Annotated in this window: 24 protein-coding genes; 15 read left to right on the top strand and 9 right to left on the bottom strand. The window is 70.0% G+C overall.

The window, feature by feature from the left end; genetic code table 11:
• The first annotated feature begins 11 nt into the window (after positions 1–11).
• The 3 genes from ACAM42_RS01635 to ACAM42_RS01625 are packed head-to-tail and all read left to right on the top strand — an operon-like array spanning position 12 to position 4202.
• Positions 12–1376: a hypothetical protein gene (locus ACAM42_RS01635; protein ID WP_369630918.1), complete on the top strand. Its 1365-nt coding sequence runs from the start codon at positions 12–14 to the stop codon at positions 1374–1376.
• Positions 1373–2182: a DUF1266 domain-containing protein gene (locus ACAM42_RS01630; protein WP_369630917.1), complete on the top strand. Its 810-nt coding sequence runs from the start codon at positions 1373–1375 to the stop codon at positions 2180–2182. The genes ACAM42_RS01635 and ACAM42_RS01630 overlap by 4 nt, the downstream gene beginning before the upstream one ends.
• 16 nt (positions 2183–2198) lie before the next feature.
• A complete protein-coding gene (locus ACAM42_RS01625) occupies positions 2199–4202 on the top strand; it encodes a DUF4034 domain-containing protein (protein ID WP_369630916.1) in 2004 nt (667 codons plus the stop codon).
• A 3-nt stretch (positions 4203–4205) separates the two neighbouring features.
• On the opposite strand, the gene ACAM42_RS01620 is transcribed toward ACAM42_RS01625, so the two are convergent.
• Positions 4206–5105 carry a LysR family transcriptional regulator gene (locus ACAM42_RS01620; RefSeq protein WP_159273505.1) on the bottom strand — a complete coding sequence of 300 codons (900 nt, stop codon included), beginning with the start codon at positions 5103–5105 and terminating at the stop codon, positions 4206–4208.
• Positions 5106–5177: 72 nt separating this feature from the next.
• On the opposite strand from ACAM42_RS01620, the gene ACAM42_RS01615 reads away from it, so the two are divergent.
• Together ACAM42_RS01615 and ACAM42_RS01610 are read left to right on the top strand one after the other, a co-directional pair.
• Positions 5178–6428, top strand: a complete 1251-nt coding sequence (locus tag ACAM42_RS01615; RefSeq protein WP_369630915.1) for a flavin-dependent oxidoreductase — start codon at positions 5178–5180, stop codon at positions 6426–6428.
• 40 nt (positions 6429–6468) lie between these two features.
• Positions 6469–7431: a tripartite tricarboxylate transporter substrate binding protein gene (locus ACAM42_RS01610; RefSeq protein ID WP_369630914.1), complete on the top strand. Its 963-nt coding sequence runs from the start codon at positions 6469–6471 to the stop codon at positions 7429–7431.
• A 23-nt stretch (positions 7432–7454) separates the two neighbouring features.
• Here ACAM42_RS01610 and ACAM42_RS01605 read toward each other — a convergent pair whose 3' ends face one another.
• Entirely contained in the window at positions 7455–8309 is an 855-nt protein-coding gene (locus ACAM42_RS01605) for a M48 family metallopeptidase (protein ID WP_369630913.1), read from the bottom strand.
• A 61-nt stretch (positions 8310–8370) separates the two neighbouring features.
• Here ACAM42_RS01605 and ACAM42_RS01600 point away from each other — a divergent pair, with 61 nt between their 5' ends.
• The 6 genes from ACAM42_RS01600 to ACAM42_RS01575 all read left to right on the top strand — a co-directional run bounded on the left by ACAM42_RS01600 (position 8371) and on the right by ACAM42_RS01575 (position 15374).
• A complete protein-coding gene (locus ACAM42_RS01600) occupies positions 8371–9765 on the top strand; it encodes an AmpG family muropeptide MFS transporter (RefSeq protein ID WP_070063493.1) in 1395 nt (464 codons plus the stop codon).
• Positions 9766–9920: 155 nt separating this feature from the next.
• Positions 9921–11123 (top strand): beta-ketoacyl-[acyl-carrier-protein] synthase family protein, encoded by a 1203-nt coding sequence (locus ACAM42_RS01595; protein ID WP_369632704.1) that lies wholly within the window; start codon positions 9921–9923, stop codon positions 11121–11123.
• On the top strand, positions 11120–11941 hold the full coding sequence (locus ACAM42_RS01590; protein ID WP_369630912.1) for a beta-ketoacyl synthase chain length factor: 822 nt from the start codon (positions 11120–11122) through the stop codon (positions 11939–11941). The genes ACAM42_RS01595 and ACAM42_RS01590 overlap by 4 nt, the downstream gene beginning before the upstream one ends.
• Positions 11942–12134: 193 nt before the next feature.
• On the top strand, positions 12135–12857 hold the full coding sequence (locus ACAM42_RS01585) for a response regulator transcription factor (protein WP_062476797.1): 723 nt from the start codon (positions 12135–12137) through the stop codon (positions 12855–12857).
• Between the two features lie 13 nt (positions 12858–12870).
• Complete coding sequence (locus tag ACAM42_RS01580; protein ID WP_369630911.1) at positions 12871–14079, top strand: ATP-binding protein; 1209 nt, start codon at positions 12871–12873, stop codon at positions 14077–14079.
• 65 nt (positions 14080–14144) lie between these two features.
• Positions 14145–15374 (top strand): O-antigen ligase family protein, encoded by a 1230-nt coding sequence (locus ACAM42_RS01575; RefSeq protein WP_369630910.1) that lies wholly within the window; start codon positions 14145–14147, stop codon positions 15372–15374.
• Between the two features lie 49 nt (positions 15375–15423).
• Here ACAM42_RS01575 and ACAM42_RS01570 read toward each other — a convergent pair whose 3' ends face one another.
• Both ACAM42_RS01570 and ACAM42_RS01565 read right to left on the bottom strand, forming a co-directional pair.
• Entirely contained in the window at positions 15424–15633 is a 210-nt protein-coding gene (locus tag ACAM42_RS01570; RefSeq protein WP_056583879.1) for a zinc-finger domain-containing protein, read from the bottom strand.
• 8 nt (positions 15634–15641) lie between these two features.
• On the bottom strand, positions 15642–16595 hold the full coding sequence (locus ACAM42_RS01565) for a branched-chain amino acid transaminase (protein ID WP_369630909.1): 954 nt from the start codon (positions 16593–16595) through the stop codon (positions 15642–15644).
• 134 nt (positions 16596–16729) lie between these two features.
• On the opposite strand from ACAM42_RS01565, the gene ACAM42_RS01560 reads away from it, so the two are divergent.
• The gene (locus tag ACAM42_RS01560) at positions 16730–17722 is read left to right on the top strand and encodes a recombination-associated protein RdgC (RefSeq protein ID WP_369630908.1); all 993 of its coding nucleotides are present in this window, start codon (positions 16730–16732) and stop codon (positions 17720–17722) included.
• A 33-nt stretch (positions 17723–17755) separates the two neighbouring features.
• Here the strand turns inward: ACAM42_RS01560 and ACAM42_RS01555 are convergent, their stop codons facing one another.
• Together ACAM42_RS01555 and ACAM42_RS01550 are read right to left on the bottom strand one after the other, a co-directional pair.
• A complete protein-coding gene (locus ACAM42_RS01555; RefSeq protein WP_369630907.1) occupies positions 17756–18184 on the bottom strand; it encodes a glycerate kinase in 429 nt (142 codons plus the stop codon).
• The gene (locus tag ACAM42_RS01550; RefSeq protein ID WP_167394955.1) at positions 18172–18561 is read right to left on the bottom strand and encodes a VOC family protein; all 390 of its coding nucleotides are present in this window, start codon (positions 18559–18561) and stop codon (positions 18172–18174) included. Before ACAM42_RS01550 ends, ACAM42_RS01555 begins: the two co-directional genes overlap by 13 nt.
• Positions 18562–18733: 172 nt before the next feature.
• Here ACAM42_RS01550 and ACAM42_RS01545 point away from each other — a divergent pair, with 172 nt between their 5' ends.
• Entirely contained in the window at positions 18734–19189 is a 456-nt protein-coding gene (locus ACAM42_RS01545; protein ID WP_369630906.1) for a hypothetical protein, read from the top strand.
• Positions 19190–19330: 141 nt separating this feature from the next.
• Here the strand turns inward: ACAM42_RS01545 and ACAM42_RS01540 are convergent, their stop codons facing one another.
• Genes ACAM42_RS01540 through ACAM42_RS01530 form a run of 3 tightly spaced genes read right to left on the bottom strand, consistent with a single transcriptional unit; the run spans position 19331 to position 23230 of the window.
• A complete protein-coding gene (locus tag ACAM42_RS01540) occupies positions 19331–20848 on the bottom strand; it encodes a BCCT family transporter (RefSeq protein ID WP_369630905.1) in 1518 nt (505 codons plus the stop codon).
• A 40-nt stretch (positions 20849–20888) separates the two neighbouring features.
• On the bottom strand, positions 20889–22280 hold the full coding sequence (radA, locus tag ACAM42_RS01535; protein ID WP_070063503.1) for a DNA repair protein RadA: 1392 nt from the start codon (positions 22278–22280) through the stop codon (positions 20889–20891).
• A 23-nt stretch (positions 22281–22303) separates the two neighbouring features.
• A complete protein-coding gene (locus ACAM42_RS01530; protein WP_139704038.1) occupies positions 22304–23230 on the bottom strand; it encodes a LysR family transcriptional regulator in 927 nt (308 codons plus the stop codon).
• 74 nt (positions 23231–23304) lie between these two features.
• On the opposite strand from ACAM42_RS01530, the gene ACAM42_RS01525 reads away from it, so the two are divergent.
• Both ACAM42_RS01525 and ACAM42_RS01520 read left to right on the top strand, forming a co-directional pair.
• The gene (locus ACAM42_RS01525; RefSeq protein WP_369630904.1) at positions 23305–25005 is read left to right on the top strand and encodes an FAD-dependent oxidoreductase; all 1701 of its coding nucleotides are present in this window, start codon (positions 23305–23307) and stop codon (positions 25003–25005) included.
• Complete coding sequence (locus ACAM42_RS01520) at positions 25002–26006, top strand: tripartite tricarboxylate transporter substrate binding protein (RefSeq protein ID WP_369630903.1); 1005 nt, start codon at positions 25002–25004, stop codon at positions 26004–26006. The genes ACAM42_RS01525 and ACAM42_RS01520 overlap by 4 nt, the downstream gene beginning before the upstream one ends.
• Positions 26007–26031: the final 25 nt, after the last annotated feature.

Genomic DNA, 26031 nt, shown 5'->3' with positions numbered 1-26031 from the left:
CCCGCCCGTCGATGCCGATCCCGACTCCGTCTCCGTCCACGAACCCGTCCTCGCCGCCCACGGCCGCGGCGACGGCGGTGTACCTGCCGCGCGACGTGGTGAACGCGCCCGAGGTGAAGGCCGCGATCGCGCGCCGCAGCGCAGAGCGCGGCGACGACGCCGACATGGCGGCCTGGCTGCTGAACCACTTCTTCCGCTGGGCCATCGGCAGCTTCGGCAACGTGCTGCCGGTGCAGTCGCCCGCCGACTACCTGGCCGCGGCCGGGCCCGACAAGCCGCTGCCCGAGTGGCTGGCGAAGCAGCTGCAGCCGCGCGCCCCTGCCGCGGTGAACGCGGCGTCCGTGCAGGACAAGGAAAAGTCCAAGGGCAACATGGGCAACAAGGCCGAATCGCCCGCCGCCGAAGCCGCCCCGAAAACTTTCTACTACCTCGACCCCGATCACCTGCTGCTGGTCGACCGCGAACGCATGCTGGTCGAGTTCCTGCGATCGCGGCGCGGCACGCGGCTCGAACAGAAGCTGCAGCGCATCACCTGCTTCATGGCCATGGCCCTGTGGGAGCAGGAGCACCAGCGCATGCAGGCCAAGCGCAACAAGGGCTGGGTGCCCAGCAGCGGCCTGGCGCTGAAGGAAGTGCTGCGCACGCCCAACGGCGTGATCTTCGAGTTCATCGGCAGCCATGCGGCCTTGCGCGAGGAGATGGCCTACGAGTCGTTCCACATGCAGCACTGCCTGGGCCAGTTCGCCAACATCAAGAAGCTGAACGGCGGCTACGGCGAGCAGTACGCCAGCGCGGCGCAGAGCGGCCGGCTGCGCCTGTTCACGCTGCGCAGCGCGGGCAACCTGCCGCACGTGACCATCAGCCTCGAGGTGCATCCGGACGGGCTGCGGGTCGACCAGATCAAGGGCAAGCAGAACCGCCACCCGATCCGCAAGTACGCGGACGACGTGCTGCAGTTCCTGCGCACGCTGCCGCCGCGCGGCGAGCGCCACAGCGACTGCGAGGGCATGGGCCTGGTGTTCGAGCCCGAGGCCTCGGACGCAGCCCGGGGTGAATGGAAGTTCGTCACCGACGTACAGAGCCCCGACTTTCTGCTCAGCGTGATGAGCGGCAACTTCCACCTGATCGAGCACTTCGAGCAGCCGCCGCCGGCGCTGCAATGGCTGCTGCTGCGCATCGCGCCGCACGAGCTGGCGCGGCTGCGCCAGATGGACGTGGCGGTGGCCGCCGCCGCACGGCTGACGCTGCCCCCGAACCGGTTGCCGCCGTCGCTGCAGGCGGCCCCCACGCAGGCGCCCGCCACGATGCTGGAGATCGAAGGCATCTCGCTGAGCGCCGCCGTGTGCGCGCCGCCGCTGGGAGCGGCATTGCCATGACGCAGGCCATCGTCATCGTTGTGTTCCTGGGCCTGCTGTACCTCGGGGTGCGCATCGCGTGGTTCATCGTGCGCACCGCGTTCCGCATCGTCGTGCGCGGCTCGGGCACGGCGATCGGCCACATGGAAAAGGCCAACGCCGACCTCGCGGTGCGCGCGGCGCAGGCCAGAGCCGATACCGGCAAGGTGGTGCCCAACCGCCGCCGCTGGGCGCTGGCGCTCGGCGACATCCTGCTGCTGCGCAACGGCCTGCGCTGCGACAGCGACACGCTGGCGCTCGACGTGCCCGCCGAGCAGCGCCAGCGGCTGGCCAGGCAGGTGCTGCGCGAAATGAACATGGCCGCCGACCTGCCCGAGCGCGACATCGCCACGCAGATGCAGGCCGCGCTGGTCGGCTGGGTCGGCGGGCTCGGCCGCACCCACGCCAACTTCTACGAACAGCTCGCGGCAGAAGGCCAGGTGCGCGACGCGCTGGCCTTCGACTGCGCGCGCACCGCCTTCCTGGTGCGCTGCATCGCGCTGCTGGGCTGGGTGCCCGAGTCGCAGGCCTGGCTGGTGCTGTTCCTCAACGCTCAGCGCGCGCAGGACAGCTTCGAGAGCTGGGAAGACTTCGGCCACGCCTATGCGCGGGCGCGGCTGCACTGGCTGCGCATCAGCAGCCAGGACGGCCCCGCCTCGTCGCGCGCCACGCTGGAAGTGCAGGAGCACCTGCAGAACACCCAGGGCAACTGGCTCACGCTGCCCTGGAAGCGCTACCGCATCTTCGATCCCCAACCCGTCGCTCTCGCCCCCGCCGCGTCGGCCTGACGCGCGAGCCCCGCCCATGACCACACACACGCCCCCCGCCGCAGCGACCGTGATTCCCCCCGCGCCCGCGCGCTGGAAGCTCTGCGACATCGACGCCCTGCTGCGCGCCGGCGATTACGCCGCACTCGACCAGCGACTCGATGACGCGCTGGCCGCCAGCTTTCAAGACCGCGACGAGGAAGAGCGCTACTACGGCGCCTTGCCCGACGACCTGGCCGGCTGCACCGCCGACGGCGCCGAAGGGCTGGCCCGCCTGGCCGCATGGCAGGCCGCCCGCCCGCAATCGGCCCACGCCTGGCTGTGCGAAGCGCACTACTGGTACCACTGGGCCTACGAATACCGCGGCTCGGGCTGGGCCAGCACGGTCACCGCGCTGGGCTGGGAATGCGCCCATGCCTGCGCCACGCGCTGCGCCGTGGCCGCCCTGCGTGCCCTCACGCTCGCGCCCACGATGTGGACCGCCTGCGCCCTGCTGCTGCAGAGCACCTCGGCCTTCAACGAGCCCGACTGGCTGACCGAGCTGGTGCGCAGCGGCCGCTGGCCCGACAAGCCGCTGCAGCACGACTTTTCCCTGGACGACGACGCGGCCACCCGCGACGAGCTGCTGGCGCAGCTCGCGCGCTCCGGCCTGGCGCACGACGAGCGCGTCGCCTGCCCCGAGGCCGCGCCCACCGCCCTGCCCTCGCCCGTGCAGGGCCGCAAGGTGATCAGCGGCACGTCCTACTGGATCCACGCCACGCTGCATGTGCACCCGCGGCTGTTCTTCTTCATGCGCCAGTGCGTCTGGTTCCAGCAGCCGCGCTGGGGTGGCAGCCACGAGCGCGTGCGCGCCTTCATCGCCTCGCCCGCCTGCGCCCACCTGAGCGAGGTCGAGAAAGACCGGCTGCGCCACGAGATCTGGCGCGACGAACACCAGGGCAACAGCGTCGACAAGGACGAAGACCCGGCCGAAGCCCAGCAGCGCATGGCCGCCACGCGCCAGCGCGCCCAGGAGGCGCTCTACCCCTACCACCGCTGGGAAACCCTGCGCTGGCTGGCCGTGAGCCACTACATGCTCGACCAGCATGCCGAAGCGCTGGCCTGCCTGCGCGAGGCCGAGAGCCACCATCCCATCGACGACGACTACGCCATGAACATGGCGGTGCACGTCGCCCTGGAACAGGACCCCGGCGGCCAGTGGCTGGGCCAGGCCATCTGCAACAGCGCCAACGCCTACGAATGCAACACCGCGCTGATCCTGCACGGCTACTGCAGCCTGAAGGGCGCCTTCGGCTTCGTGCCCAACGAGGCGACCGGCAACGCCTGGCTGGCGGCCGCGCGCGAACGCAACGCCGGCACCGAGAACTGGGACGACCTGGCCCGCGCGCTGTGGCGCGTGCCGCGCAACAAGGAAGCCTTCGAGATCCTGGAGATGGGGCTGGCCGCCGGCGACACCTCGTGCCTGCTCACGCTCGGCATCTTCCACGCGGGCGGCGAGCACGGCACCAAGGACCGGCAACAGGCGATGCACTTCTATGGCCAGGCGGCGGAAGCCGGCAACAGCGTCGCGGCCTACAAGCTCGGCTACCTCTGCCACGACATGGCCTGGGAAGACGCCACGCCCGCGGCGCAACGCCCCGCACTGCAGGCGCAGGCGGTCGAGGCCATGATGAAGGCCCGCGAGCTGGGCCACGACGACGCCACCGAGGGCGCGCTGATGTTCATCAGCGACCTGTCCGACATCCCCGTGCGCCACCGCCACCTGGACTTCGTGCGCGAGCACGCCACCAATGGCGACGCCATCGCCATGGCCACGCTGTCGACCCTGCTGGCCGACGCCAACGACAAGGTGCTCTACAACTACCGAGAGAGCGTGCGCTGGATCATGGGCGCGCAGGCCGTGGCGCCCGAGGACGAGTTCGTGGTGAACGTGACCAAGAACACCCACCAGGACGGCTTCCTGTCGTCCACGCTCTACAAGCTCACGCGCCGGCAGATCAAGGCGCACGAGATCCCGGGCGGCGACAACGCGATGGTGTAACGGCTAGCGTGACAGCGCCGGCAAGGCCTTCGCCAGCGTCTCGCTGAAGGCGCGCATCGCCTCGGTCTCGTGCGTGCCGCGCTTGGTCAGGCGAAAGAAGTCCATGCCCACGCGCGGCTTCAGCAGCACGTCGGTCTTCACGCGGTGACGGCGGCAGGCCGCCAGCGCGAAGGTGGGCATCACCGCGGTGCCGAAGCCGGCCTCGACCATCGAGATCAGCGTGCCGAAGAAGTTGAAGGCGGGCCGCTGCGCGTCGGCCAGCCCGATCTCGCCGAGCTGGCGCTCGATCACCTTCTGGATCGGGTTGCCGGGCGGCAGGCCGATCAGCGTGGCGCCGCGCAGCGCGGACCAGGGCGCGGTGCCGACCGGCTCGCCGTCGGCCGTGGCCTGCGTGACGCGCATCAGCTCGAAGCGCCCCACGGGCGTGCGGTCGAGCCCCGCCGCGGCCTTGAAGAAGAAGCCCAGGCCGAGGTCGGCCTCGCCCGCGGCCACCATCGCTTCCACATCGCGCAGGTCGGCGTCGAAAAGGCGCAGCACGACCTGCGGATGCGCCTGGCGAAAACTCGCGAACACCCAGGGCAGCAGGTGCGAGGACACCAGCGGCGTGGCCGCGATGCGCAGCGTCTGGCGTGCCGCGTCGCCCTCGGCGCCGAGCTCGGCGGCCACGTCATCGAGGTCGGTGACGAGCCGCTCCACCACCGGCAGCAGCCTGCGGCCGGCCGGCGTGAGGCTCACCATGCGCGTGGTGCGGTCGAACAGGCGGCAGCCGAGCTGCTTCTCCATCTCGCGGATCAGGATGCTCAGGCCGGCCTGGGTGATGTGCGCCTGCTCCGCCGCGCGGGTGAAGTTGCCGATGCGCGCCACCTGCAGGAAGGCGCGCATCTGGCGCGTGGTCAGGTTCATAAGTATTCATGATAAATCCATATCACATCTAAATTTCCCATATGCCTCGTTTGCGGTCCCAATACGGACCCCATGAGCACCGCACCTAACGAAGTCATCATCCTCGGCGCCGGCATCGGCGGCCTGACCCTCGCCCTGAGCCTGCACCAGGCCGGCATCGCCTGCCGCGTGTACGAGGCCGTGCCCGAACTGCGCCCGCTCGGCGTGGGCATCAACCTGCTGCCGCATGCGGTGCGCGAGCTGTCCGAGCTGGGCCTGCTCGACGCGCTCGACGCCGTGGGCGTGCGCACGCAGGAGGCGGTCTTCTTCACCGAGCACGGCCAGCTGGTGTTCCGCGAGCCCGCCGGCCAGCACGCGGGCTACGACTGGCCGCAGTACTCGATCCACCGCGGCGACCTGCAAACGGTGCTGCTGAACGAAACACGCAAGCGCCTGGGCCCCGACAGCGTGCAGTGCGGCCACCGCTGCACCGGCGTCGAACAGGACGCCGACGGCGTGACGGTGCACTTCGCCGACGGCCGCGCGCCGGTGCGCGGCGCGGTCGCGGTGGGCTGCGACGGCATCCACTCGGCGCTGCGCAAGCAGCTGTATCCGAACGAGGGCGCGCCGCGCTATTCGGGCATCAACATGTGGCGCGGCACCGCGGCCTGGAAGCCCTTTCTCTCGGGTGGCAGCATGGTGCGCGCGGGCTGGCTCACCGTCGGCAAGATGGTGATCTACCCGATCCGCAACGACATCGACGACCAGGGCCGCCAGCTCGTGAACTGGGTCGCCGAGATCCACGCGCCCCAGCCCGCGATGCGCGACTGGAGCCGCGCCGGGCGCCTCGAGGACTTCCTGCCCGCCTTCGCCGACTGGCACTTCGACTGGCTCGACGTGCCCGCGCTGATCCTGGCCTCCGACACCATCCTGGAGTACCCGATGGTCGACCAGGACCCGCTGCCGCGCTGGAGCCACGGCCGCCTCACGCTGCTGGGCGACGCCGCGCACCCGATGGTGCCGCGCGGCTCCAACGGCGCGGGCCAGGCGATCATCGACGCGCGTTTTCTCGCGGGCGCGATGAAGCGCGAAGGCGTGGGCACCGCAGCGCTCGAGACCTACGACCGCGTGCGCGTGAAGGCCACCACCGACGTGGTGCTGACCAACCGCAGCAACCCGCCCGACACCATCCTGCGCGAGGTGTTCGAGCGCTCGGGCGGCCGGCGCGTCGAGAACCTCGACGAGATCGTCACGCAGCAGGAACTGCAGGCGATCTCCGACCACTACAAGCGCGTGGCCGGCTACGACCCGGCGGCGCTGAAGGCGCGCGCGTCGTACCTCTGAGCGACTGCACATTCACCGAACAAGACGGAGACAAGACCCCATGAGATTTCTGACCCGGACCCTCGCCACCCTGCTTGTTGCGGCCAGCGCCGCTGCGGCCCACGCCTGGCCCGACCAGCCGGTGACGCTGGTGGTGCCCTACACGCCCGGCACCGGCATCGACCTGATCGCACGCCAGCTCTCGGCCCGCCTGCCCGCCGTGCTCGGCCAGCCGGTGATCGTGGAGAACGTCGCCGGCGCCAGCGGCAACATCGGCAGCGAGAAGGTGGCGCGCGCCAAGCCCGACGGCTACACGCTGCTGGTGCAGGTCAACACGCTGGTGATGAACAAGGGCCTGTACAAGTCGCTCGCCTACGACCCGGTGGCCGACTTCACGCCGGTGTCGCAGACCTCTTGGGGCACGCTGCTGCTGGTGACCAACCCGTCCACCCAGAAGGCGGGCTCGCTCGCGCAGCTGGTGGCCACCGCCAAGGCCAACCCCGGCAAGCTGACCTACGCCACGCCCGGTGTCGGCACGCCGCACCACCTGTCGATGGCGCTCCTGATGCAGGGCACCGGCACCGACCTGCTGCACGTGCCCTACAAGGGCACGGCCGGCGCGGTGACTGACCTGCTCGGCGGGCGCATCGATGCGATGTTCCTGCCGGTGCACGTGGCGCTGCAGCACATCCAGGCCGGCAAGCTCAAGGCGCTCGCCACCGGCAGCAGCCACCGCCTGCCGCAGTTGCCCGACGTGCCCACCCTGGCCGAGGCCGGCGTGACCGCCGACAACGTCGACATGTGGTACGGCGTGCTCGCGCCCAAGGGCACGCCCGCCAACGTGGTGGCGCGGCTGAACACGGAGATCGCCGCAGTGCTGAAGGCGCCCGAGGTGGCGAAGTCCTTCGAGTCGCAGGGCATGGTGCCCGCCAGTTCGACGCCAGCGGCGTTCGGCGCGTTGATCCAGAAGGACGCGCAGCGCTGGGCGACGGTGGTGAAGAAGGGGAACATCACCGCCGACTGAGCGGAGCCGGGGCGAAACGCCCGCTACTTGCGCGCAGCCGCCCGGTACAGGTTCTCGACCTTCGGCACGTTCGCCTCGAGCTTGGCGATGCGGTCCGGCCCGCTCGGGTGGGTCGACAGGAAGCTCAGGCCGCCCTGGTTCTTGGAGGCCGTGGCCATCTTCTTCCACAGCGACACCGAGGCCTGCGGGTCGTAGCCCGCGCGCGCGGCGAGCTCCAGGCCGACGAGGTCGGCGTCGGTCTCGTCGCTGCGGCTGAACTTCAGGGTGATGAGCTGCGTGCCGGCGCGCGCCGCGAGGTCACCGACCTGGCCGAGCCCCAGCAGCTGCGCGCCGATGGACAGCGCCGCGCCGGTGCCGGCGCTCTTGGCCATGCGCGCGCGGGCGTGTTCGCGCAGCGCGTGCGCCATTTCATGGCCCATGACCATCGCGACCTCGTCGTCGCTCAGCTTGAGCTGCTCGAGGATGCCGGTGAAGAAGGCGATCTTGCCGCCGGGCATGCAGAAGGCGTTGATCTGCTTGCTGCCGATCAGGTTCACCTCCCACTTCCATTCGCGCGCCCGGCTGTTCCACGGCAGGGCGAAGGGAATGAGCCGCTGCGCGATGGTGCGCAGGCGCTGCAGCTGCGCGTTGCCGTCGCCGGCCAGCGCGCCCTTGGCGCGCGCCTGTGCGAGCAGCTGGCCGTACTGCTGCACGCCGGCCGCCTCGATCTGCTCGGCCGGCACGAGGTTGCGCGCCACCGAGGCATTGCCGACGTTGACCTGCGCCAGCGCCGGCGCGCTCAGCGCCGCACCGGCGGCGGCCAGCAGGAAGGCCCGGCGCGGGTTCCAGGCCGAGGCTTCGGAGAGGGCGGAAAGGGGGCGTTCGCATCGTGTGCACATAGGTGCCCGGATGATAGGAACAAATGGAGACGAGCGGGCGCGCCGATGTCCTCCATGGCTCATGGACAATCCCCCACTCATGTCCGCACCGCCCGCCGAACCCACCCAAGCCCCCGCGAGCGCCGCGCTGCCCTGGCGCGACGCGCTCAAGGTCTACCTCGAACCCGCCACCCTGCGCATGCTCGCGCTGGGCTTCTCGGCCGGCCTGCCGCTGCTGCTGGTGCTGGGCACGCTGAGTTTCCGGCTGCGCGAAGCGGGCATCGACCGCACCACCATCGGCTACCTGAGCTGGGTCGGGCTGGCCTATGGCTTCAAGTGGGTCTGGGCGCCGCTGGTCGACCGGCTGCCGCTGCCGCCGCTGACCACGCTGCTCGGTCGCCGGCGCGGCTGGCTGCTGCTGGCGCAGGGCATGGTGATCGTCGGGCTGGTCGGCATGGCGATGAACGACCCGCGCCTGGGGCTGCAGCCGCTGATCTGGTGCGCGCTGCTGGTGGCCTTCGGCTCGGCCACACAAGATATCGCGCTGGACGCCTTCCGCATCGAATCGGCCGAGACGCGCAAGCAGGCCGCGCTGGCCGCCGCTTATCAAACGGGCTACCGGCTGGCGATGATCTGGGCCGGCGCCGGCGTGCTGTGGGTCGCGGCCTGGGCCGAGGTGGCGCCCGCCGTGGCGGTCACCGGCGCGGCGGCCTACCAGAACGGCGCCTGGAAGACGGCCTACCTCGTCATGGCGGCCTCGATGGCGGTCGGCGTGCTCACGGTGCTGCTGTCGCCCGAACCGGTGCGGCGCGTGCTGCCGAAGGCGAAGAACGCGGGCGAATGGCTGCGAAGCGTGCTGATCGAGCCTTTTGCCGACTTCATCCGCCGCTACAAGTGGCAAGCCGCGCTGATCCTGGCGCTGATCGCCATCTACCGCATCAGCGACGTGGTGATGGGCATCATGGCCAACCCCTTCTATGTGGACATGGGCTTCACCAAGGACCAGGTGGCCACGGTCAGCAAGATCTACGGCGTGATCATGACGCTGGTGGGCGCCTTCGTGGGCGGCGTGCTGTCGATGCGCCTGGGCGTGATGCGGGTGCTGATGCTGGGCGCCGTGCTGAGCGCCGCGAGCAACCTGCTGTTCGCCTGGCTGGCCACGCGCGGGCACGACCTGACGGCGCTGATCGCGGTGGTCTCGGCCGACAACCTGGCCGGCGGCATCGCCTCGGCGGCCTTCATCGCCTACCTGTCGAGCCTGACCAACATCAGCTACTCGGCCACGCAGTACGCGCTGTTCAGCTCGCTGATGCTGCTGCTGCCGAAGTTCATCGCCGGCTATTCGGGCGCCTTTGTCGACGCCTACGGCTACAGCACCTTCTTCACCGCCACCGCGCTGCTGGGCGTGCCGGTGCTGCTGCTGGTGGCGCTGGCCTCGCGCATGGCGGCCCGCACAGGCGACGGCGAGCGTCAATAGGGCCTGCGCCGGAGCTGTCATCTATAGGAAACAGCCGACGCAACCTGATACGCAACGCTGGTAGGCTGCGACATTCATTGCGTGAAAATTGCGCTTTCCCGCTTTTTCTTCTGTCGCCGACGCCCTTTCGCCTGTTGCCTGCTCCCACATCCATCGTGCCGTCCCGAATTTCTCCCCTTCAAATCAGTGCCTACACGGCCACCTCGGCCGTCGGCGTCGGCAAGGAAGCGCACGCCGACGCACTCGCGCACTCGCGCAGCGGCCTGCGCGCCAACGACTTCGGCGAAGCGCCGCTGCCGACCTGGATCGGCCGCGTCGACGGCCTGGAAGACGTCCGCCTGCCCGAATCGGCCGCGTTCTGGGACTGCCGCAACAACCGGCTGGCCTGGCTGGGCCTGCAGGCCGACGGCTTCCTCGAGGCGGTCGCGGCCGCGCGCCAGAAGTACGGTGCCACGCGCATCGCGCTGGTGCTCGGCACCTCCACGGCCAGCATCGGCGAGACCGAGCTGGCCTACACGCAGCTCGACGCCGACGGCAACTTTCCGCCGGACCAGCGCCGCGCGGCCGTCCACACGCCGCATTCGCTGGCCATGTTCGTGCAGCAGGTGCTGGGCATCGACGGCCCGAGCGAGACGATTTCCACCGCCTGCTCGTCCAGCGCCAAGGTGTTCGCCTCGGCCGAGCGGCTGATCCGCCTGGGCCTGGCCGACGCGGCCGTGGTCGGCGGCGCGGACACGCTGTGCGGCAGCGTGCTGTTCGGTTTCAACTCGCTGGAACTGGTCTCCACCGAACCCTGCCGCCCCTTCGATGCCGACCGCAAGGGCATCAGCCTCGGCGAGGCAGCCGGCTTCGCGCTGGTCGAGCGCGTGCAGGCGGGCGAGAGCGCCACGCAGCTGCTGGGCTACGGCGAAGCGAGCGACGCGCACCACATGTCGACGCCGCACCCCGAGGGCCTGGGCGCCGAGCGCGCACTCGACGACGCGCTGGCGCGCGCGGGCCTGGCCGCCGACGCCATCGACTACATCAACATGCACGGCACGGCGAGCCAGAAGAACGACGAGGTCGAGGGCGCGCTGGTGGCGCGCCGCTTCCCGGCGCGCACGCACGCCAGCTCGACCAAGGGCTTCATGGGCCATACGCTGGGCGCCGCGGGCATCGTCGAGGCCGTCGTCTGCCTGCTGGCGATCGAGCGCGGCCTGATGCCGGGCACGGTCAACACGCGCACGCTGGACGAAGGCTTCGGCCCGCAGATCAAGCTCGAACCCGCGACGGGCGAGGTGCGCTACGCGCTCTCCAACTCCTTCGGCTTCGGCGGCAACAACTGCGCGCTGGTCTTCGGCAAGGCGGTGACCGCATGAACACGCCTCCAACGCTCTACATCGAAGGCCCCGCCTTCTGGACCCCCACGCTGCCCGGCTGGGACGCCGCGCGCGCGGCCTTCCGCGGCGAAGGCGCGCTGGCCGATCCGCCCGCCAAGCGGCCCTCGCCGCAGGTGCTGGCCCCGGCCGAGCGCCGCCGCGCCCCCGACACCGTGGCGCTGGCGCTCGAAGTGGCCGCCGCGGCCATCGCGGGCGCCGACCGGCCCGCGGCCGACGTGCCCTGCGTGTTCACGTCGGCGCACGGCGACCTGTCGATCAACGACTACATGTGCAGCACGCTCGCGGGCGACCCGAAGATGCTGTCGCCCACCAAGTTCCACAACTCGGTGCACAACGCGGCCGTGGGCTACTGGACCATCGGCACCGGCTGCATGGCGGCCAGCAACGCCGTCTCGGCCTACGGCCACAGCTTTGCCGCCGGCCTGCTCGAAGCGGCCGTGCAGTGCGCGGCCGACCAGACGCCGGTGCTGCTGGTGGGCTACGACGCCCCCACGGTCGGCGCGCTGGCCTCCGTGACCGACAGCCGCGGCCTGCTGGCCGTGGCGCTGGTGATCGCGCCCGAGCGCACGGCCCGCACGGTGGCCAGCCTCGACTGGTCGCTGGTCGGCGATGCCGCCGGCACGGCGACGGCGCCGCGCTCGGCCGCCGCCGCCACGCTGAAGGACATCAACCCGATGGCCGACGCCCTGCCCCTGTTCGAGGCGCTGGCCCAGGCCCCGGGCAGCGCCGACGCGCCCATCGACCTGCCACTGTCGGCCGCGCTGGCCCTGCGGCTGCGCCTGCAGGCCGCGGACTGACCGGCCTGCGCCGGGGAGCGGCGGTGCGTGTTGACACACGCAACCGCGCCCCGGTACGTCATCATTGCCGCATGGCGCCCACGCAACCTGGGCGAGGCGCTATGTTTTTCGCAGCGATCCAGGTTGACAGGGCGATGCTGCGTTTACCCAACTTTACGGAGCGTTCAAGCCCGCTTGCTCCCGGTGAACGACCATGAAGCGCATGAGCACCCCCCAACTCCTGATGATCGAAGACGACGCCCGCCTGGCGCAGATGGTGGGCGAGTACCTGACGCAGTCGGGTTTCGCCTTCAACCACGCTGGCGACGGCGCCACCGGCCTGGAGCAGCTGCAGCAGCACGCGCCCGACCTGGTGATCCTCGACCTGATGCTGCCCGACACCGACGGCCTCGAGGTCTGCCGCCGCATCCGCGCCCTGCCCGGCCCGCTGGCCAAGGTGTCGGTGCTGATGCTCACGGCCAAGGGCGACCCGATGGACCGCATCATCGGCCTGGAGATCGGCGCCGACGACTACCTGCCCAAGCCCTTCGAGCCGCGCGAGCTGCTGGCACGCATCCGCGCCGTGCTGCGCCGGCGCAGCGAGAACGCCACCGAGGCCGAAGCCTCCACGGTGATGCGCTTCGGCACGCTCGAGATCGACCGCAACGCGCGCACCGTGTCGGTGGCCGGCGCGCTGGCCGACCTCACCTCCTACCAGTTCGACCTGCTGGTGGCCATGGCCGAGCGCGCGGGCCGCGTGCTCACGCGCGACCAGATCATGGAAGCCGTGCGCGGCCGCGAGCTCGAGGCCTTCGACCGCTCGATCGACGTGCACATGGGCCGCATCCGCGCCGCCATCGAGGTCGACGCGAAGAACCCCAAGCGCATCCTGACGGTGCGCGGCGTGGGCTACGTGTTCGCCAAGCAGCAGGATTAGGACGCGCCCCGCGATGCTGCGCAGCCTCTACCGCCGCCACCTCTACGTCCGCATCTGGCTCGCGGTGGTCGGCGGCGTGGTCATCCTCACGCTGATGGCCAACTGGATCGTGCGCGTGGCCGCCGAGGCCGAGCGCGAACGCCTGGCGCCGGTGCCGCGCGAGGTGGTCGTGCTCGACAGCCAGGACCGCACCATCGGCACCGGCAAGGCCATGCGCGTGCCGGGCCAGGGCCTGGAGTTCGACGTGCAGCTCAGCGACGGCCGCGACATGACGCTGCGCGTGGCGCCGCGCGAACGCCCCACCGGCACCGGCGGCTTCGCGCCCTGGCGCACGCCGTTCGGGCTGGGCTGGATGATCGCGCTCGTGGGCGTGGCGGTGGCATTGGGCGTCTACCCGATCGTGCGGCGCATCACCCAGCGCCTCGAGACCCTGCAGCGCGGCGTGCAGCGCTGGGGCGAGGGCGACCTGTCGGCGCGCGTGCCCGAGGAAGGACAAGACGAAGTGGCCGATCTCTCCAAACTTTTCAACGCCTCCGCCGAACGCATCGAACAGCTGGTGCGTTCGCACAAGTCGCTGCTGGCGAACGCCTCGCACGAACTGCGCTCGCCGCTCACCCGCATCCGCATGGGCCTGGAGCTCATGGGCGACCGGCCGAGCCCGACGGCGCGCGAAGAGATTTCGCGCAACATCGGCGAGCTCGACCAGCTCATCGACGAGATCCTGCTGGCCAGCCGGCTCGACGCCAGCGAGGCCGACATGGGCACCATCGAAGCCGTCGACCTGACGGGCCTGGCCGCCGAAGAGTGCGCGCAGGTCAACGCCGAACTCGACCTGGCCGAAGGCACCGACAACGCGACGCTCACCGTGCAGGGCGTGTCGCGCCTGCTGCGCCGCGCGATCCGCAACCTGCTCGAGAACGCCCGCCGCTACGGCGCGGGCGAGATCAGCGTCGAACTCGGCAGCGCCGGCGGCTACGCCACGGTGCGCGTCAACGACCGCGGGCCGGGCGTGCCGGCGGCGCTGCGCGAACGCATCTTCGAGCCCTTCTACCGCCTGCCGGGCGCCAGCGAGCGCAACGGCGGCGTCGGCCTCGGGCTGGCGCTGGTGAAGTCGATCGCCGAACGCCACGGCGGATCGGTGCAGTGCGAAGACCGGCCAGGCGGGGGCGCGAGCTTCGTGATCCGCCTGCCGGCCAAAGGCCCTGCCGCCGCAGCGCACTGAGCGCCTTCGGGCGCGCAGGGGCAAGTCAGGTTCAGCCGAGGGGCCGCACCTAAAATCCCGCCCCTATGCAGAGATCGCACATCGTTCGGCCCGCGGCCATGTTCTGGGGGCTGGTGGTGTTCATGCCGGTCGGCGTCACCTACCTGTCGGCCATCGTGCTGCTGCTCACCCTGCTGGTGGCCGGCGGCCTGCGCGAGCGCTACGCGCGCCTGCGCGCCAACCCGCTGTGGTGGCCGGTGGTCGCCTACGTGGCGTGGACCTTCATCGTGCTGGCCGTGCGGCCGCACTACCCCGAGACCCCCTCCAACCTGTTCCACGGGCTGCGCATCGCCCTCACCTTCCTGATGGCGATGGCGCTCACGCGCGAAGAGGCGCTGTGGGCGCTGCGCGGCTTCCTGTTGATCGCGGCGCTCAACATCGCGCTCATCGTGCTGCACTACAGCCTGGGCTTTCCGGTGCCGGGCGCGCTGCGCGGCGTGGTGATGGAGGTGGGCAACAAGTCGATCAGCAACGCGCTGCTGTTCAGCATCGTCGCGGCCAGCGCCGCGGTCTGGGGGCTGTCGCAGATCGCCGGGCACCGCCCCTGGCGCGCGCTGCCAGCCTTTGCGCTCGTGCTCGGGCTGGGCGCCGTGGTCGCGCTGCCGCTCACGTCGCGCACCTCGGTGCTGGCGCTGCTGCTGGTGATTCCGGTGGTCTGCCTGCACCAGTGGAAGAACCACCTGAAGGCGCTGTCGGCCGCGCTGATCCTGGGCGCGGTGGTGATCGGCGCGGGCCTGTACCAGCTGCCGCAGCTGCAGCAGAAGGTCGAGACCGGCATCGAGGAACTCGAGAAGGCGCAGACCGGCGCCGTGTTCCACGGCAGCTGGATCATCCGCTACTACATGTACCGCGACACCGGCGCCATGATCGCCGACCAGCCCGTCGCGGGCTGGGGCATCGGCGGCTGGACCGAGCAGTGGCACAAGCGCGGCCCGGCGCTGTTCGCCGACTCCAACATGCCGCACAACGACTTCCTCTGGGTGGGCGCGCAAGGCGGCATCCCGGGCATCCTGAGCCTGCTGGCGATCATGCTCGTCGCCGTCTGGCAGGCCTGGCGCCGGCCCGACATCGCCGGCCGCTACGCACTGGCCGCCACGCTCATCGCGCTCATCGCGTCGAGCGTGAACTCGGCGATGCGCGACGCGCAGATCGGGCTGGCCGTGCTGTGGATCGCGATGGTCTACCTGCGGCTGGCGCAGGAATCGCAGGACCCCGATCCGTGGCGCGGCCTGTGGCCGCGGGCCCGGCCAAGCTGAAACGAAAAAACCGGCCGCAAGGGCCGGTTTCTTTTTTCCGCCTGGCCGCTCAGTGGCGGCTCGAGACGGTCTCGCCCGCCTTCAGGCGGTACACCGTGCCGCAGTACGGGCACTTGGCTTCGCCGGTGCGCGCCACGTCGAGGTAGACCTTCGGGTGGCCGTTCCAGAGCTTCATGTCTGCCTTGGGGCTGGGGCAGAACACGCCGCCCTGGTGATTGAGCTCCTTCGCGAGGAGTTCGACGACTGCATTGGTGGACATGTTTTCTCTCAGACCTTCGTGAGCCAGTGGGCGTACTTGGGATTCTTGCCGTTCACGATGTCGAAGAAGGCCGCCTGGATCTTCTCGGTGACCGGGCCGCGCGAGCCGCCGTCGCCGCGGTTGCCGATCTCGATGCGGTCGAGTTCGCGAATCGGCGTCACTTCGGCGGCGGTGCCGGTGAAGAAGGCTTCATCGGAAATGTAGACCTCGTCGCGCGTGATGCGCTTTTGCACGAGTTCGATGCCCAGGTCCTTGCAGATGTGCAGGATGGTGTTGCGCGTGATGCCGTTCAGGGCGCCGGCCGACAGGTCGGGCGTGTAGACCACGCCGTTCTTGACCACGAACACGTTCTCGCCCGCGCCTTCCGACACGAAGCCGCTCGCGTCGAGCAGCAGCGCTTCGTCGTAGCCGTCGTCCAGCGCTTCCATGTTGGCCAGGATCGAGTTGGTGTAGTTGCTGACCGACTTGGCCTGCGTCATCGTGATGTTCACGTGGTGGCGCGTGTAGCTGGAGGTCTTCACGCGGATGCCGCGGCGCATGCCTTCTTCGCCGAGGTAGGCGCCCCACGACCAGGCCGCGACCATGGCGTGGATCTTGTTGCCCTTGGGGCTCACGCCCAGCTTCTCGGAGCCGATCCAGATCAGGGGGCGCAGGTAGCAGCTTTCGAGCTTGTTCTCGCGCACGACCTGCTTCTGGGCTTCGTTCAGCTGTTCCTGCGTGAAGGGGATCTTCATGCGCAGGATCTTGGCGCTGTTGAACAGGCGCTCGGTGTGCTCGGCCAGGCGGAAGATGGACGTGCCGCCGTCGGCCGTCTTGTAGGCGCGCACGCCCTCGAAGGCGCCGCACCCGTAGTGCAGCGTGTGGCTGAGCACGTGGATCTTGGCGTCGCGCCAGTCCACGAGTTCGCCGTCCATCCAGATCTTGCCGTCACGGTCGTCCAGCGAGGGGGGGATCGAGCTCATTTCCTGATTCCTTTGGGAGCGGTGTGGGGGTGCGACCCACTAGGAAGTCGCAAAAGCTTTCGATTTTACGGCGGAGCCCGGAACGCGGTGCCCGACAATGGCCGGTTGTGCCAACCAGTGGAAAAAGGGTTCCCGTGTCCGTATTCAAGAACGTCATCGTCTATCGCATCGAACCTGCCTGGTCCCAATCACTGACCGAGGCAGAAGAAGGGCTGGCCAAGCAACGCTTCGTGCCTTGCGGCCCCTCGCAGGAAAAGTCCGCCGGCTGGGTCGAGCCCCGCGGCGAAGCCAACGGCCCGCTGGTCGAATCCATCGACGGCCAGTGGCTGGTCGAGTACATGATCGAGAGCAAGCAAGTCCCCGGCTCCGTGGTGCGCCGCAAGCTCGACGAGCGCTGCGCCCAGATCGAGACGACCACCGGCCGCAAGCCTGGCAAGAAGGAAAAGAAGGAGCTCAAGGAAGACATCACCCTCGAGCTGCTGCCCATGGCCTTCACGCGCAGCGCGCGCGTGACGGTGTGGATCGACAAGGCGGAGAACCGCCTCGTGATCAACTGCGGCAATGCCGCGCGCGCCGACGAAGTGGTCACCAGCCTCGTGAAGTCGCTCGACGGCTTTGCCGTGGCGCTGATCAACACGCAGATCGAGCCGGCCGCCGCCATGGCCAACTGGCTGCTGACGCAGGAGCCGCCGGCCGGCTTCAGCATCGACCGCGAGTGCGAGCTCAAGGCCTCCGACGATTCGAAGGCCGTGGTGCGCTACGCCAAGCACGCGCTGGACATCGACGAGGTCAAGCAGCACATCACCGACGGCAAGCGCCCGACGCGCCTGGCACTCACCTGGGACGACCGCGTGTCCTTCGAGCTGACGCACGGCCTGCTGATCCGCAAGATCACCTTCCTCGAAGGCACGGGCGACGGCGCGGCGGGCGGCAAGAAGGAAGACAACTTCGACGCCGACGTGGCCATTGCCACCGGCGAACTCGGCCAGCTGGTGCCGGCGCTGCTCGATGCGTTGGGTGGTGAAGCGGCGTTCTCGGCGGCCCCGCCGGATGAAGCGCCGAAGGCTGCGGCCACTGCGCCTGCAACGCAGGCCGACACGCCCGAAGAAGAAGACGCGCCGTTCTGAGGTTCTGAATCAGGCGAAGCGCCCGCGCCGCCTTCAGGCCGCGGGCGTTTCTTCGTCGGCCGACGTCTCGGGCCGCGTGAGCGTCCAGCTCTGCAGCTTGCCGCCGTTGAACACGGCATCGACGTAGGAGCCGCCGGCGTCGGTCCAGCGGTACAGCTCGGGCTGCTCGTTCTCGGGCGAGCGCTGTTCGCCGAGCGCGCGCGTCATCGCGATGACGTGCATGAGCGTCACGCCGGGCTTGAGCTTGGCATTCAGCATCACCGAGCTCGCCACCGTGCCGATGGGCCGGTCGGCGGCCCGCTTGAGTACCTGCATCGTGCGGTTGAAGTGCATCAGCAGGAACATCACGATCGCACCGCCGGCGAACGCCACGCCGCCCCATCCGTATTGGTGCCAGGACAGGCCGAGGAGCACGACGGCCCCCACGGGCACCAGCAATTTCTGGAAATTCATGGGGCGCATTGTCGCCGCCCGGTGGAAGGCCCTCGCAGGCCGATGCAGTTGCCCCAGGGGTCGCGTACCTGGGCCATGTGTTCGTCGCCCTCGAGCCGCAAGGGGCCGCGGTACAGCGGCGCGCCGCAGGCCTCGAGATGGGCCAGCGCCGCATCGAAGTCGGCGACGTTCCAGTACACGACCGAGCCCGAGGCACCGGCGCCGACCTTCGCGTCGGCCGGCACGAGCTCCAGCAGCACGCCGTGGACCGACAGGCACTCGAAGGCCGGCGAGCCGATCGACATCGGCACCGCATCGGGGAAGGCGTCGGCGTACCAGCGCAGCGCCGCGTTCACATCAGTGACGTGGACCATGACGGCGGCAATGGGCGGTGCGGTGGATTTCATTCGGTGCCTGCGAGAAACGGCCCGCGATTGTGCGGCCGCAACCCCGTCGCAGTAGCCGCCGTGGCTACCGCCGGGCGCAGAAAGCGGTACTCCCGGCGAAAGGCGCACGATGCCGGGGCGGGTGCGGGCACATTTCGCCGCACGGGCATCTGCCCGGGCCACCGAGAAACGCATGAACATCCCGCGTTCCGTCACCATCGTTCGACTCACCCTTGCCGCCGCACTCGCGGGCACCGTCCTCAGCGGTTGCTACGTGGTGCCGCTCGGGCAACCCGCTCCCGTCGCGCCGTCGCAGCAAAGCTACGCCGTGGCACCGGGGCCGGTGTCACAGACCTTCAGCGCGCGGCTGTATCCGTCGAACGCCGAAGCCGCGCGCTACGGCGCCGTCGGGGGCACGGTGACCAACGACATGAACGGCCGCGGCCACTTCAGCGCGCAGATCGGTGCCGAACAGTTTCAGGGAGAGGCGACCCGCGTGGCCGGCTCGCGCACCACCGGCGTGGCGAACGCCACCGGCAGTCGCGGCGGCAACCTGAGTTGCCAGTACACGATGAACTCCGCCACTTTGGGCAGCGGCCAGTGCGTGCTCAACAACGGGCCGGCGTTCACGATGCACATCGGAAGCTAAGCAAGCAAAGAACACAGAAGGCCAGGGAGGCCAGGGAGGCCAGGGAGGCCAGGGAGGCCAGGGAGGCCAGGGAGGCTAGGGAAGGTAGGGAGGGTAGGCCCGGCGCGTGTCCACCGCGCGCCGGGCGTTTTTTTGTCCGTCCTACCAGTTCACGAGCTGCCGCATCTTGCGCCGCAGCTCGCGTTCGCGCTTCTGCTCGGCGTTCCAGTCGTCGCGGATGGCCAGCGTGACCGACAGCGCCATCAGCAGGATCACGAACGCAAACGGCAGCGCGAACACGATGGTCGCCGTCTGGATGGCCTTGATGCCGCCCGCGAACAGCAGGCTCAGCGCAATCGCCGCCACCAGCACGCCCCAGGTGATCTTGACGCGGGCAGGCGGGTTCGGATTGCCCTTCGTGCTCATGATGCCCAGCACCAGCGTCGCGGAATCGCCCGAGGTCACGAAGAACACGAACACCAGCAGCGTGGCCACGATCGACAGCAGCCCGCCCATGGGCATCGCCTTGAACATCACGAACATGGTGGTCGACACGTCGGCCTTCACCGACTCGACCAGCGGCACGCCCTGGAAGATCTCGAAGTTGAGCGCCGCGCCGCCGAACACCGAGAACCACGCGAAGCCCACCAGCGTGGGTGCGATCACCGTGCCCAGGATGAACTGACGGATCGTGCGGCCGCGCGACACGCGTGCAATGAACAGGCCCACGAACGGCGACCACGCGAGCCACCAGGCCCAATAGAAGAGCGTCCAGTCGGCCACCCACGAGCTGTTGCGGAACGGGTTCATGCGCAGGCTCATGCGCACGAACTCGGCAAGGTACGAACCGAGCGTGTTGGTGAAGGTCTCGACGATGGCGATGGTCGGCCCCACCACCAGCACCGTGAGCGCCAGCAGCGCCGCCAGCACCAGGTTGCCCATCGACAGCCACTTCACGCCGCGCTCGACGCCCGTGACCGCCGAGGTGATGAACAGCACCGTCGTCACCACGATGATCACCGCCTGCGTCCAGCGGCCGATGTCCGTGCCGAAGGCCGCGTGCAGCCCGCTGTTGATCTGCGTGGCGCCCATGCCCAGCGAGGCCGCCACGCCGAAGGCGGTGGCCACCACGGCCAGCACGTTGAAGGCCGGCGACAGCCGCTGCACGAAGCGCCACGGCAGCGCCTCGGTGGCCGAGCTGACCAGTGGCAGCGCCTTGCGGCGGAAGCTGAAGAAGGCGATCGACAGGCCGACGATGCCGTAGATCGCCCAGGGGTGCAGCCCCCAATGGAAGAAGGCGTAGCGCATGGCCACGCCGGCCGCATCGGGCGTGCCGGGGATCACGCCGGGCGGCGGATTCGCGTAGTGCGAGATCGGCTCGGCCACGCCCCAGAACACCAGGCCGATGCCCATGCCGGCCGCGAACAGCATCGCGAACCAGGCGCCGATGGAGAACTCGGGCTCGTCGTCCTCGTCGCCCAGCTTCAGGTCGCCGAAGCGGCTGAACGCCAGGAAGACGGCCAGCACCACCAGCCCGAGCACCACCCACAGGTAGAACCAGCCGAAGTTGCGCGTGATGTCGGCGAGCGCGGTACTGAACACGCGGTCGAGCGACGCAGGAGACACCAGCCCCCACAGCACGACCACGGCGATCAGCCCGGCGGAGACGATGAGTTGCATGGGGGGTCTCCTGGTGGGGGTGTTGTCGTGCGGGTGCGCGTCAGTCGAGCCGTCGCACCACGTCCATCGCTTCCTCGATGCGGTCGACCGGGTGAATGGTCAGGCCCTCGATCTCCTTCGTGCCCTTGCGCGGCGCGTTGGCCTTCGGCACCACGGCCACGCTGAAGCCCAGCTTGGCGGCTTCGCGCAGGCGCTCCTGGCCGCGCGGCGCGGGCCGCACCTCGCCGGCCAGGCCGACTTCGCCGAAGGCGATGAAGCCCTTGGGCAGCGGCTTGCCGCGCAGGCTGGAGGTGATGGCCAGCATCACGGCCAGGTCGGCTGCGGGCTCGCTGATGCGCACCCCGCCCACCGCATTCACGAACACGTCCTGGTCCATGCAGGCCACGCCCGCGTGGCGGTGCAGCACGGCCAGCAGCATGGCGAGGCGGTCGCGGTCCAGGCCCACCGACAGGCGGCGCGGGCTCGGCCCGCCGTTGTCGACCAGCGCCTGGATTTCCACCAGCATCGGCCGCGTGCCTTCGAGCGTGACCAGCACCACGCTGCCGGGCACCGGCTCGGCATGCTGGCTCAGGAAGATCGCGCTCGGGTTGGTCACGCCCTTCAGGCCGCGCTCGGTCATGGCGAACACGCCGATCTCGTTCACCGCGCCGAAGCGGTTCTTGATGGCGCGCACGAGGCGAAAGCTCGAATGCGTGTCGCCCTCGAAGTACAGCACCGTGTCGACCATGTGCTCGAGCACGCGCGGGCCGGCCAACGCACCTTCTTTCGTGACGTGGCCCACCAGCACCACGGCCGTGCCGCTGGTCTTGGCAAAGCGCGTGAGGTGCGCCGCGCATTCGCGCACCTGCGCCACCGAGCCGGGCGCGGAGGTGAGCTGGTCGGAGTACACGGTCTGGATGGAGTCGATCACCGCAATGGCCGGGCGCGTGGCGTCGAGCGTGGCGATGATCTTTTCGAGCTGGATCTCGGCCAGCACCTGCACCTGCGAGTGGTCGAGCCCGAGCCGCTTGGAGCGCAGCGCCACCTGCGAGCCGCTTTCTTCGCCGGTGACGTACAGCGCGTTCTGCCCCGCGCGCTGCAGCGCGTCGACCGCCTGCAGCAGCAGCGTCGACTTGCCGATGCCGGGGTCGCCGCCGATCAGCGTGACACCGCCCGACACGATGCCGCCGCCGAGCACGCGGTCGAGCTCGTCGAGCCCGGTGGGCGTGCGTGCGACATCGGTGGCTTCGATTTCCGACAGGGTGGCGAGTTCGGAGGCGCCCGCGAGCGATGCGAACTGCGTGCCGAAGCGGTTGTTGGCCGGTCCGTTGGCCGCGCCGGCGACCTGTTCGATGAGTGTGTTCCATGCACCGCAGCTGGGGCATTTGCCGAGCCACTTTGGGCTGGTGCCGCCGCATTCGCTGCAGACGAAAGTTGTTTTGTCCTTGGCCATGCAGCGAGTTTAGGGGGCGCGATTCAGGCGATGGCGAATTCGCGCACCAGCAGGTCCGCGAACGCCGCCGCGGCCGGCGAGAGCGATCGGCCCTGTCGCGTCACGACCGCGATGTTGCGCGCCACCGTCGGGCGCATGAGCCGCCGCGCCACCAGCCGCGTGTGGTCGGCATGCGCGAGGATCGACGCCGGCAGCAGCGCCGGGCCGAGCCCGCTGGCCGCCATCGCGAGCGCCGTGGTCAACAGCGTCACCTCGTAGGCGATGTCCAGCCGCACGCCGGCGGTTGCCGCGGCAATGTCGATGCTGCTGCGCACGCCGTACCCCGGCTTGACGGTGATCAGCGGATGGCCCGCGAGCTGCCGCCAGGTGATGCGGTCGGTGCCGGGCAGGCGCAGGTCGCGGTCGGCAATCACCGCCAGGTGGTCGTGCACGAACACGCGCTGGTCCAGCCCCGGCGTCCGCGCCTGCAGCGTGCCCACGCCGAAGTCGACCTGCTCGCCGAGCACCTTCTCCACGAACTGCCCGGGCGCGCAGTCTTCGATGGCGACCTTCACGTCGGGATGCAGGTCGAGGTAGCGGCGCAGGGCCTTGGGCATCAGCGTCTGCGCGATGGTGGACGTGGCCGCGATGCGCACACGCCCGCGCCGGCCTGCCGCCAGCTCGGCCATGCCGGTGCCCAGTGCATCGAGTTCGGCCAGCACGCGCTCGGCATAGGCGATGGCTTCGTTCGCCGCCTCGGTGCGTTGCAGCGAACGCGTGGTGCGGTCGAACAGGCGCACGCCGAGCCGCGCTTCGAGTTCGCGCAGCAGCACGCTGACGGCCGGCTGCGTGAGCGACAACGCAGCCGCCGCGCTCGACAGCTGGCCGCTGTGGTACACGGCCGCGAACGCGCGCAGCTGCCGCACAGAGGGCACGCCGCGCATTGATAGTGGTTTTTTATGAATGGCCATGAAAGTTTCACTTTTTCCGCGAGCCGGTTCGGCACTGTAATGGCGCCTCGCAAGAATCAGGAGACAAGCAACCCATGACCGAGCAACTGCAAGCCCAGGTGCTGATCGTCGGCGCCGGCCCCGTGGGGCTGACGCTGGCCATCGACTTGGCGCAACGCGGCATCGACGTGCTGATGACCGAGATCCGCCACCGCGGCGAACCACCCAACGTGAAGTGCAACCACGTGGCGGCGCGTTCGATGGAGGTGTTCCGCCGCCTGGGCGTGGCGCAGGCGCTGCGCGACGCGGGCCTGCCGGCCGACTACCCCAACGACGTGGCCTACCGCACGGCCGTGACGGGCATGGAGCTGTCGCGCATTCCGATCCCCGCGCGCCGCGAGCGCTACACCGCCACCGGCGGCCCCGACACCTGGTGGCCCACGGCGGAGCCGCCGCACCGCATCAACCAGATCTTTCTCGAGCCGGTGCTGTTCGCGCATGCCGAGGGCACGCCCGGCCTGCGCATCCGCAACCGCACGCGCATCGACGACTTCGAACAGGACGACGAGGGCGTGTGGGCCACGGGCGTGGACCTGGACGACGGCCGCACGGTGCGCATCCGCTGCCAGTACCTCGTCGGTTGCGACGGCAGCCGCTCGACGGTGCGCAAGAAGATCGGCGCCAGCCTGCACGGCACCGACGTGGTGGGCCGCGTGCAGTCGACGTACTTTCGCGCGCCCGCGCTGCTGGGCCTGCTGAAGCACCCGCCGGCCTGGGCCACCTTCGCGCTGAACCCGCGCCGCTGCGGCAACGTGTACGCCATCGACGGGCGCGAGACCTGGCTGCTGCACAACTACCTGCTGCCCGAGGAGACCGACTTCGACTCGATCGACCGCGACTGGGCGATCCGCCAGATCCTGGGCGTGGGCGAGGACTTCGCCTACGAGGTGATCTCCAACGAAGACTGGGTCGGGCGCCGGCTCGTGGCCGACCGCTTCCGCGACCGCCGCGTGTTCATCTGCGGCGACGCCGCGCACCTGTGGATTCCGATGGCGGGCTACGGCATGAACGCCGGCATCGCCGATGCGATGAACCTCTCGTGGCTGCTCGCGGGCCGGCTGCACGGCTGGCTGGCCGAAGGCGCGCTCGCGGCGCACGAGGCCGAGCGCCAGCCGATCACCGAGCAGGTGTCGCGGTTCGCGATGAACCACGCGCTGGCGCTGCAGCGCCAGCGCGAAGGCGTTCCCGAAAACATCGAGGCTCCCGGGCCCGAGGGCGACGCGCTGCGCGCCGCGCGCGGCCAGGCGCTGTACGACCTGAACGTGCAGCAGTACTGCTGCGGCGGGCTCAACTTCGGCTACTTCTACGAGGGCTCGCCGCTCATCGCCTACGACGGCGAGGCCGCGCCCGCCTACACGATGTACGAGTTCACGCCCTCCACCGTGCCGGGCTGCCGCACGCCGCACCTGTGGCTGGACGACGGGCGCTCGCTGTACGACGCGATGGCGATGCCCGGCGAGGGCTACACGCTGCTGCGCTTCGATCCCGCGATCAACGTCGCGCCGCTCGAAGCCGCCGCCGCGGCGCGCGGCCTGCCGCTGCGCACGCTCGACATCCGCGCCTCGGCCGCCACCGCCGTGTACGACCGGCCGCTCGTCCTCTCGCGCCCCGACCAGCACGTGGCCTGGCGCGGACATGCCGTGCCGTCCGACGCGCTCGCGCTGGTCGACCTGCTGCGCGGCGCCGCCGTGGTGGCCGCACCGACACCCGAACAAGAAAGAGAGACAAGCCAATGAACCGTCGCCATGCCTTGCGCCATCTGGGCGCGCTGTCCGCCGCCGCCTGCGCCGCAGGTCCCGCCCTCGTGCGCGCACAAGGCGAGAAACCCATCACCATCGTCGTGCCCTACGCGCCCGGCGGCACGACCGACATGCTCGGCCGGCTGATCGCGCAGCAGCTGGGCACTGCGCTGGGCCGCACCGTGATCGTCGACAACCGGCCGGGCGCCGGCACCGCCATCGGCGCCTCGCAGGTGGCGCGCGCGGCACCCGACGGCACGACGCTGCTGGTCGCGACCAGCACCACGCTCGCCATCAACCCGTGGCTCTACAAGAAGCTCTCGTACGACCCCGCGAAGGACTTCGCGCCCGTCGGCCTCATCGGCGCCGTGCCGCTGATGGTGGTGGTGCATCCGTCGGTGCCGGCGACCACGCTGGCCGAGTTGGTGGCGCTCGCGAAGTCGCGGCCCGATGCGCTGAGCTACGGCTCCGCCGGCAACGGCAGCCCGCAGCACCTGGGCGCGGAGATGTTCAAGGTCGCGACCGCGGCGAACATGGTGCACGTGCCCTACAAGGGCAGCGCGCTCGCGCTGACCGACCTGCTCGGCGGCCAGCTGCAGCTCATGTTCACCGACATCGCGCCGGCCTTGCAGCACGTGCGCAGCGGCAAGCTGCGCGCGCTGGCCGTGACCTCGCGCAAGCGCCAGCCGACCTTCCCCGCCGTGCCGACGGTGGCCGAGTCGGGCGTGGCCGGTACCGCCGATTTCGAGGCGGTGGCGTGGCAGAGCGTGGTCGCGCCCGCGGGCACGCCCAAGGCCTTCATCGACCGCTGCAGCCAGGAGATCGCCCGCCTCGTCGCGCAGCCCGCACTGCGCCAGAAGCTCGAGAACGAGGGCTTCGAACCGGCCGCACCGGGGGCGCACGGCGCGAGCGCGCCGGAGCAATTGGCCGCCTACATCCGCAGCGAAACCGAACGCTGGGGGCGGGTGATCCGCGCTTCCGGCACGACGATCGACTGAGCACCCGACGGCCCGCAAGGGTTAT

It is taken from the genome of Variovorax sp. V35 (assembly GCF_041154465.1).
GTDB classification, from domain to species: Bacteria; Pseudomonadota; Gammaproteobacteria; order Burkholderiales; family Burkholderiaceae_C; genus Variovorax; species Variovorax boronicumulans.
The sequence above is the reverse complement of the archived record's forward strand: the minus strand, read 5'-3'. Positions and strand labels throughout refer to the sequence as shown.

Coding starts and splice junctions, on each gene's coding strand:
- ACAM42_RS01635 (WP_369630918.1), top strand. CDS start 12: ATGCCGATCCCGACTCCGTCTCCGTCCACGAACCCGTCCTCGCCGCCC.
- ACAM42_RS01630 (WP_369630917.1), top strand. CDS start 1,373: ATGACGCAGGCCATCGTCATCGTTGTGTTCCTGGGCCTGCTGTACCTC.
- ACAM42_RS01625 (WP_369630916.1), top strand. CDS start 2,199: ATGACCACACACACGCCCCCCGCCGCAGCGACCGTGATTCCCCCCGCG.
- ACAM42_RS01620 (WP_159273505.1), bottom strand. CDS start 5,105: ATGAACCTGACCACGCGCCAGATGCGCGCCTTCCTGCAGGTGGCGCGC.
- ACAM42_RS01615 (WP_369630915.1), top strand. CDS start 5,178: ATGAGCACCGCACCTAACGAAGTCATCATCCTCGGCGCCGGCATCGGC.
- ACAM42_RS01610 (WP_369630914.1), top strand. CDS start 6,469: ATGAGATTTCTGACCCGGACCCTCGCCACCCTGCTTGTTGCGGCCAGC.
- ACAM42_RS01605 (WP_369630913.1), bottom strand. CDS start 8,309: ATGTGCACACGATGCGAACGCCCCCTTTCCGCCCTCTCCGAAGCCTCG.
- ACAM42_RS01600 (WP_070063493.1), top strand. CDS start 8,371: ATGGACAATCCCCCACTCATGTCCGCACCGCCCGCCGAACCCACCCAA.
- ACAM42_RS01590 (WP_369630912.1), top strand. CDS start 11,120: ATGAACACGCCTCCAACGCTCTACATCGAAGGCCCCGCCTTCTGGACC.
- ACAM42_RS01585 (WP_062476797.1), top strand. CDS start 12,135: ATGAAGCGCATGAGCACCCCCCAACTCCTGATGATCGAAGACGACGCC.
- ACAM42_RS01580 (WP_369630911.1), top strand. CDS start 12,871: ATGCTGCGCAGCCTCTACCGCCGCCACCTCTACGTCCGCATCTGGCTC.
- ACAM42_RS01575 (WP_369630910.1), top strand. CDS start 14,145: ATGCAGAGATCGCACATCGTTCGGCCCGCGGCCATGTTCTGGGGGCTG.
- ACAM42_RS01570 (WP_056583879.1), bottom strand. CDS start 15,633: ATGTCCACCAATGCAGTCGTCGAACTCCTCGCGAAGGAGCTCAATCAC.
- ACAM42_RS01565 (WP_369630909.1), bottom strand. CDS start 16,595: ATGAGCTCGATCCCCCCCTCGCTGGACGACCGTGACGGCAAGATCTGG.
- ACAM42_RS01555 (WP_369630907.1), bottom strand. CDS start 18,184: ATGCGCCCCATGAATTTCCAGAAATTGCTGGTGCCCGTGGGGGCCGTC.
- ACAM42_RS01550 (WP_167394955.1), bottom strand. CDS start 18,561: ATGAAATCCACCGCACCGCCCATTGCCGCCGTCATGGTCCACGTCACT.
- ACAM42_RS01545 (WP_369630906.1), top strand. CDS start 18,734: ATGAACATCCCGCGTTCCGTCACCATCGTTCGACTCACCCTTGCCGCC.
- ACAM42_RS01540 (WP_369630905.1), bottom strand. CDS start 20,848: ATGCAACTCATCGTCTCCGCCGGGCTGATCGCCGTGGTCGTGCTGTGG.
- radA (WP_070063503.1), bottom strand. CDS start 22,280: ATGGCCAAGGACAAAACAACTTTCGTCTGCAGCGAATGCGGCGGCACC.
- ACAM42_RS01530 (WP_139704038.1), bottom strand. CDS start 23,230: ATGGCCATTCATAAAAAACCACTATCAATGCGCGGCGTGCCCTCTGTG.
- ACAM42_RS01525 (WP_369630904.1), top strand. CDS start 23,305: ATGACCGAGCAACTGCAAGCCCAGGTGCTGATCGTCGGCGCCGGCCCC.
- ACAM42_RS01520 (WP_369630903.1), top strand. CDS start 25,002: ATGAACCGTCGCCATGCCTTGCGCCATCTGGGCGCGCTGTCCGCCGCC.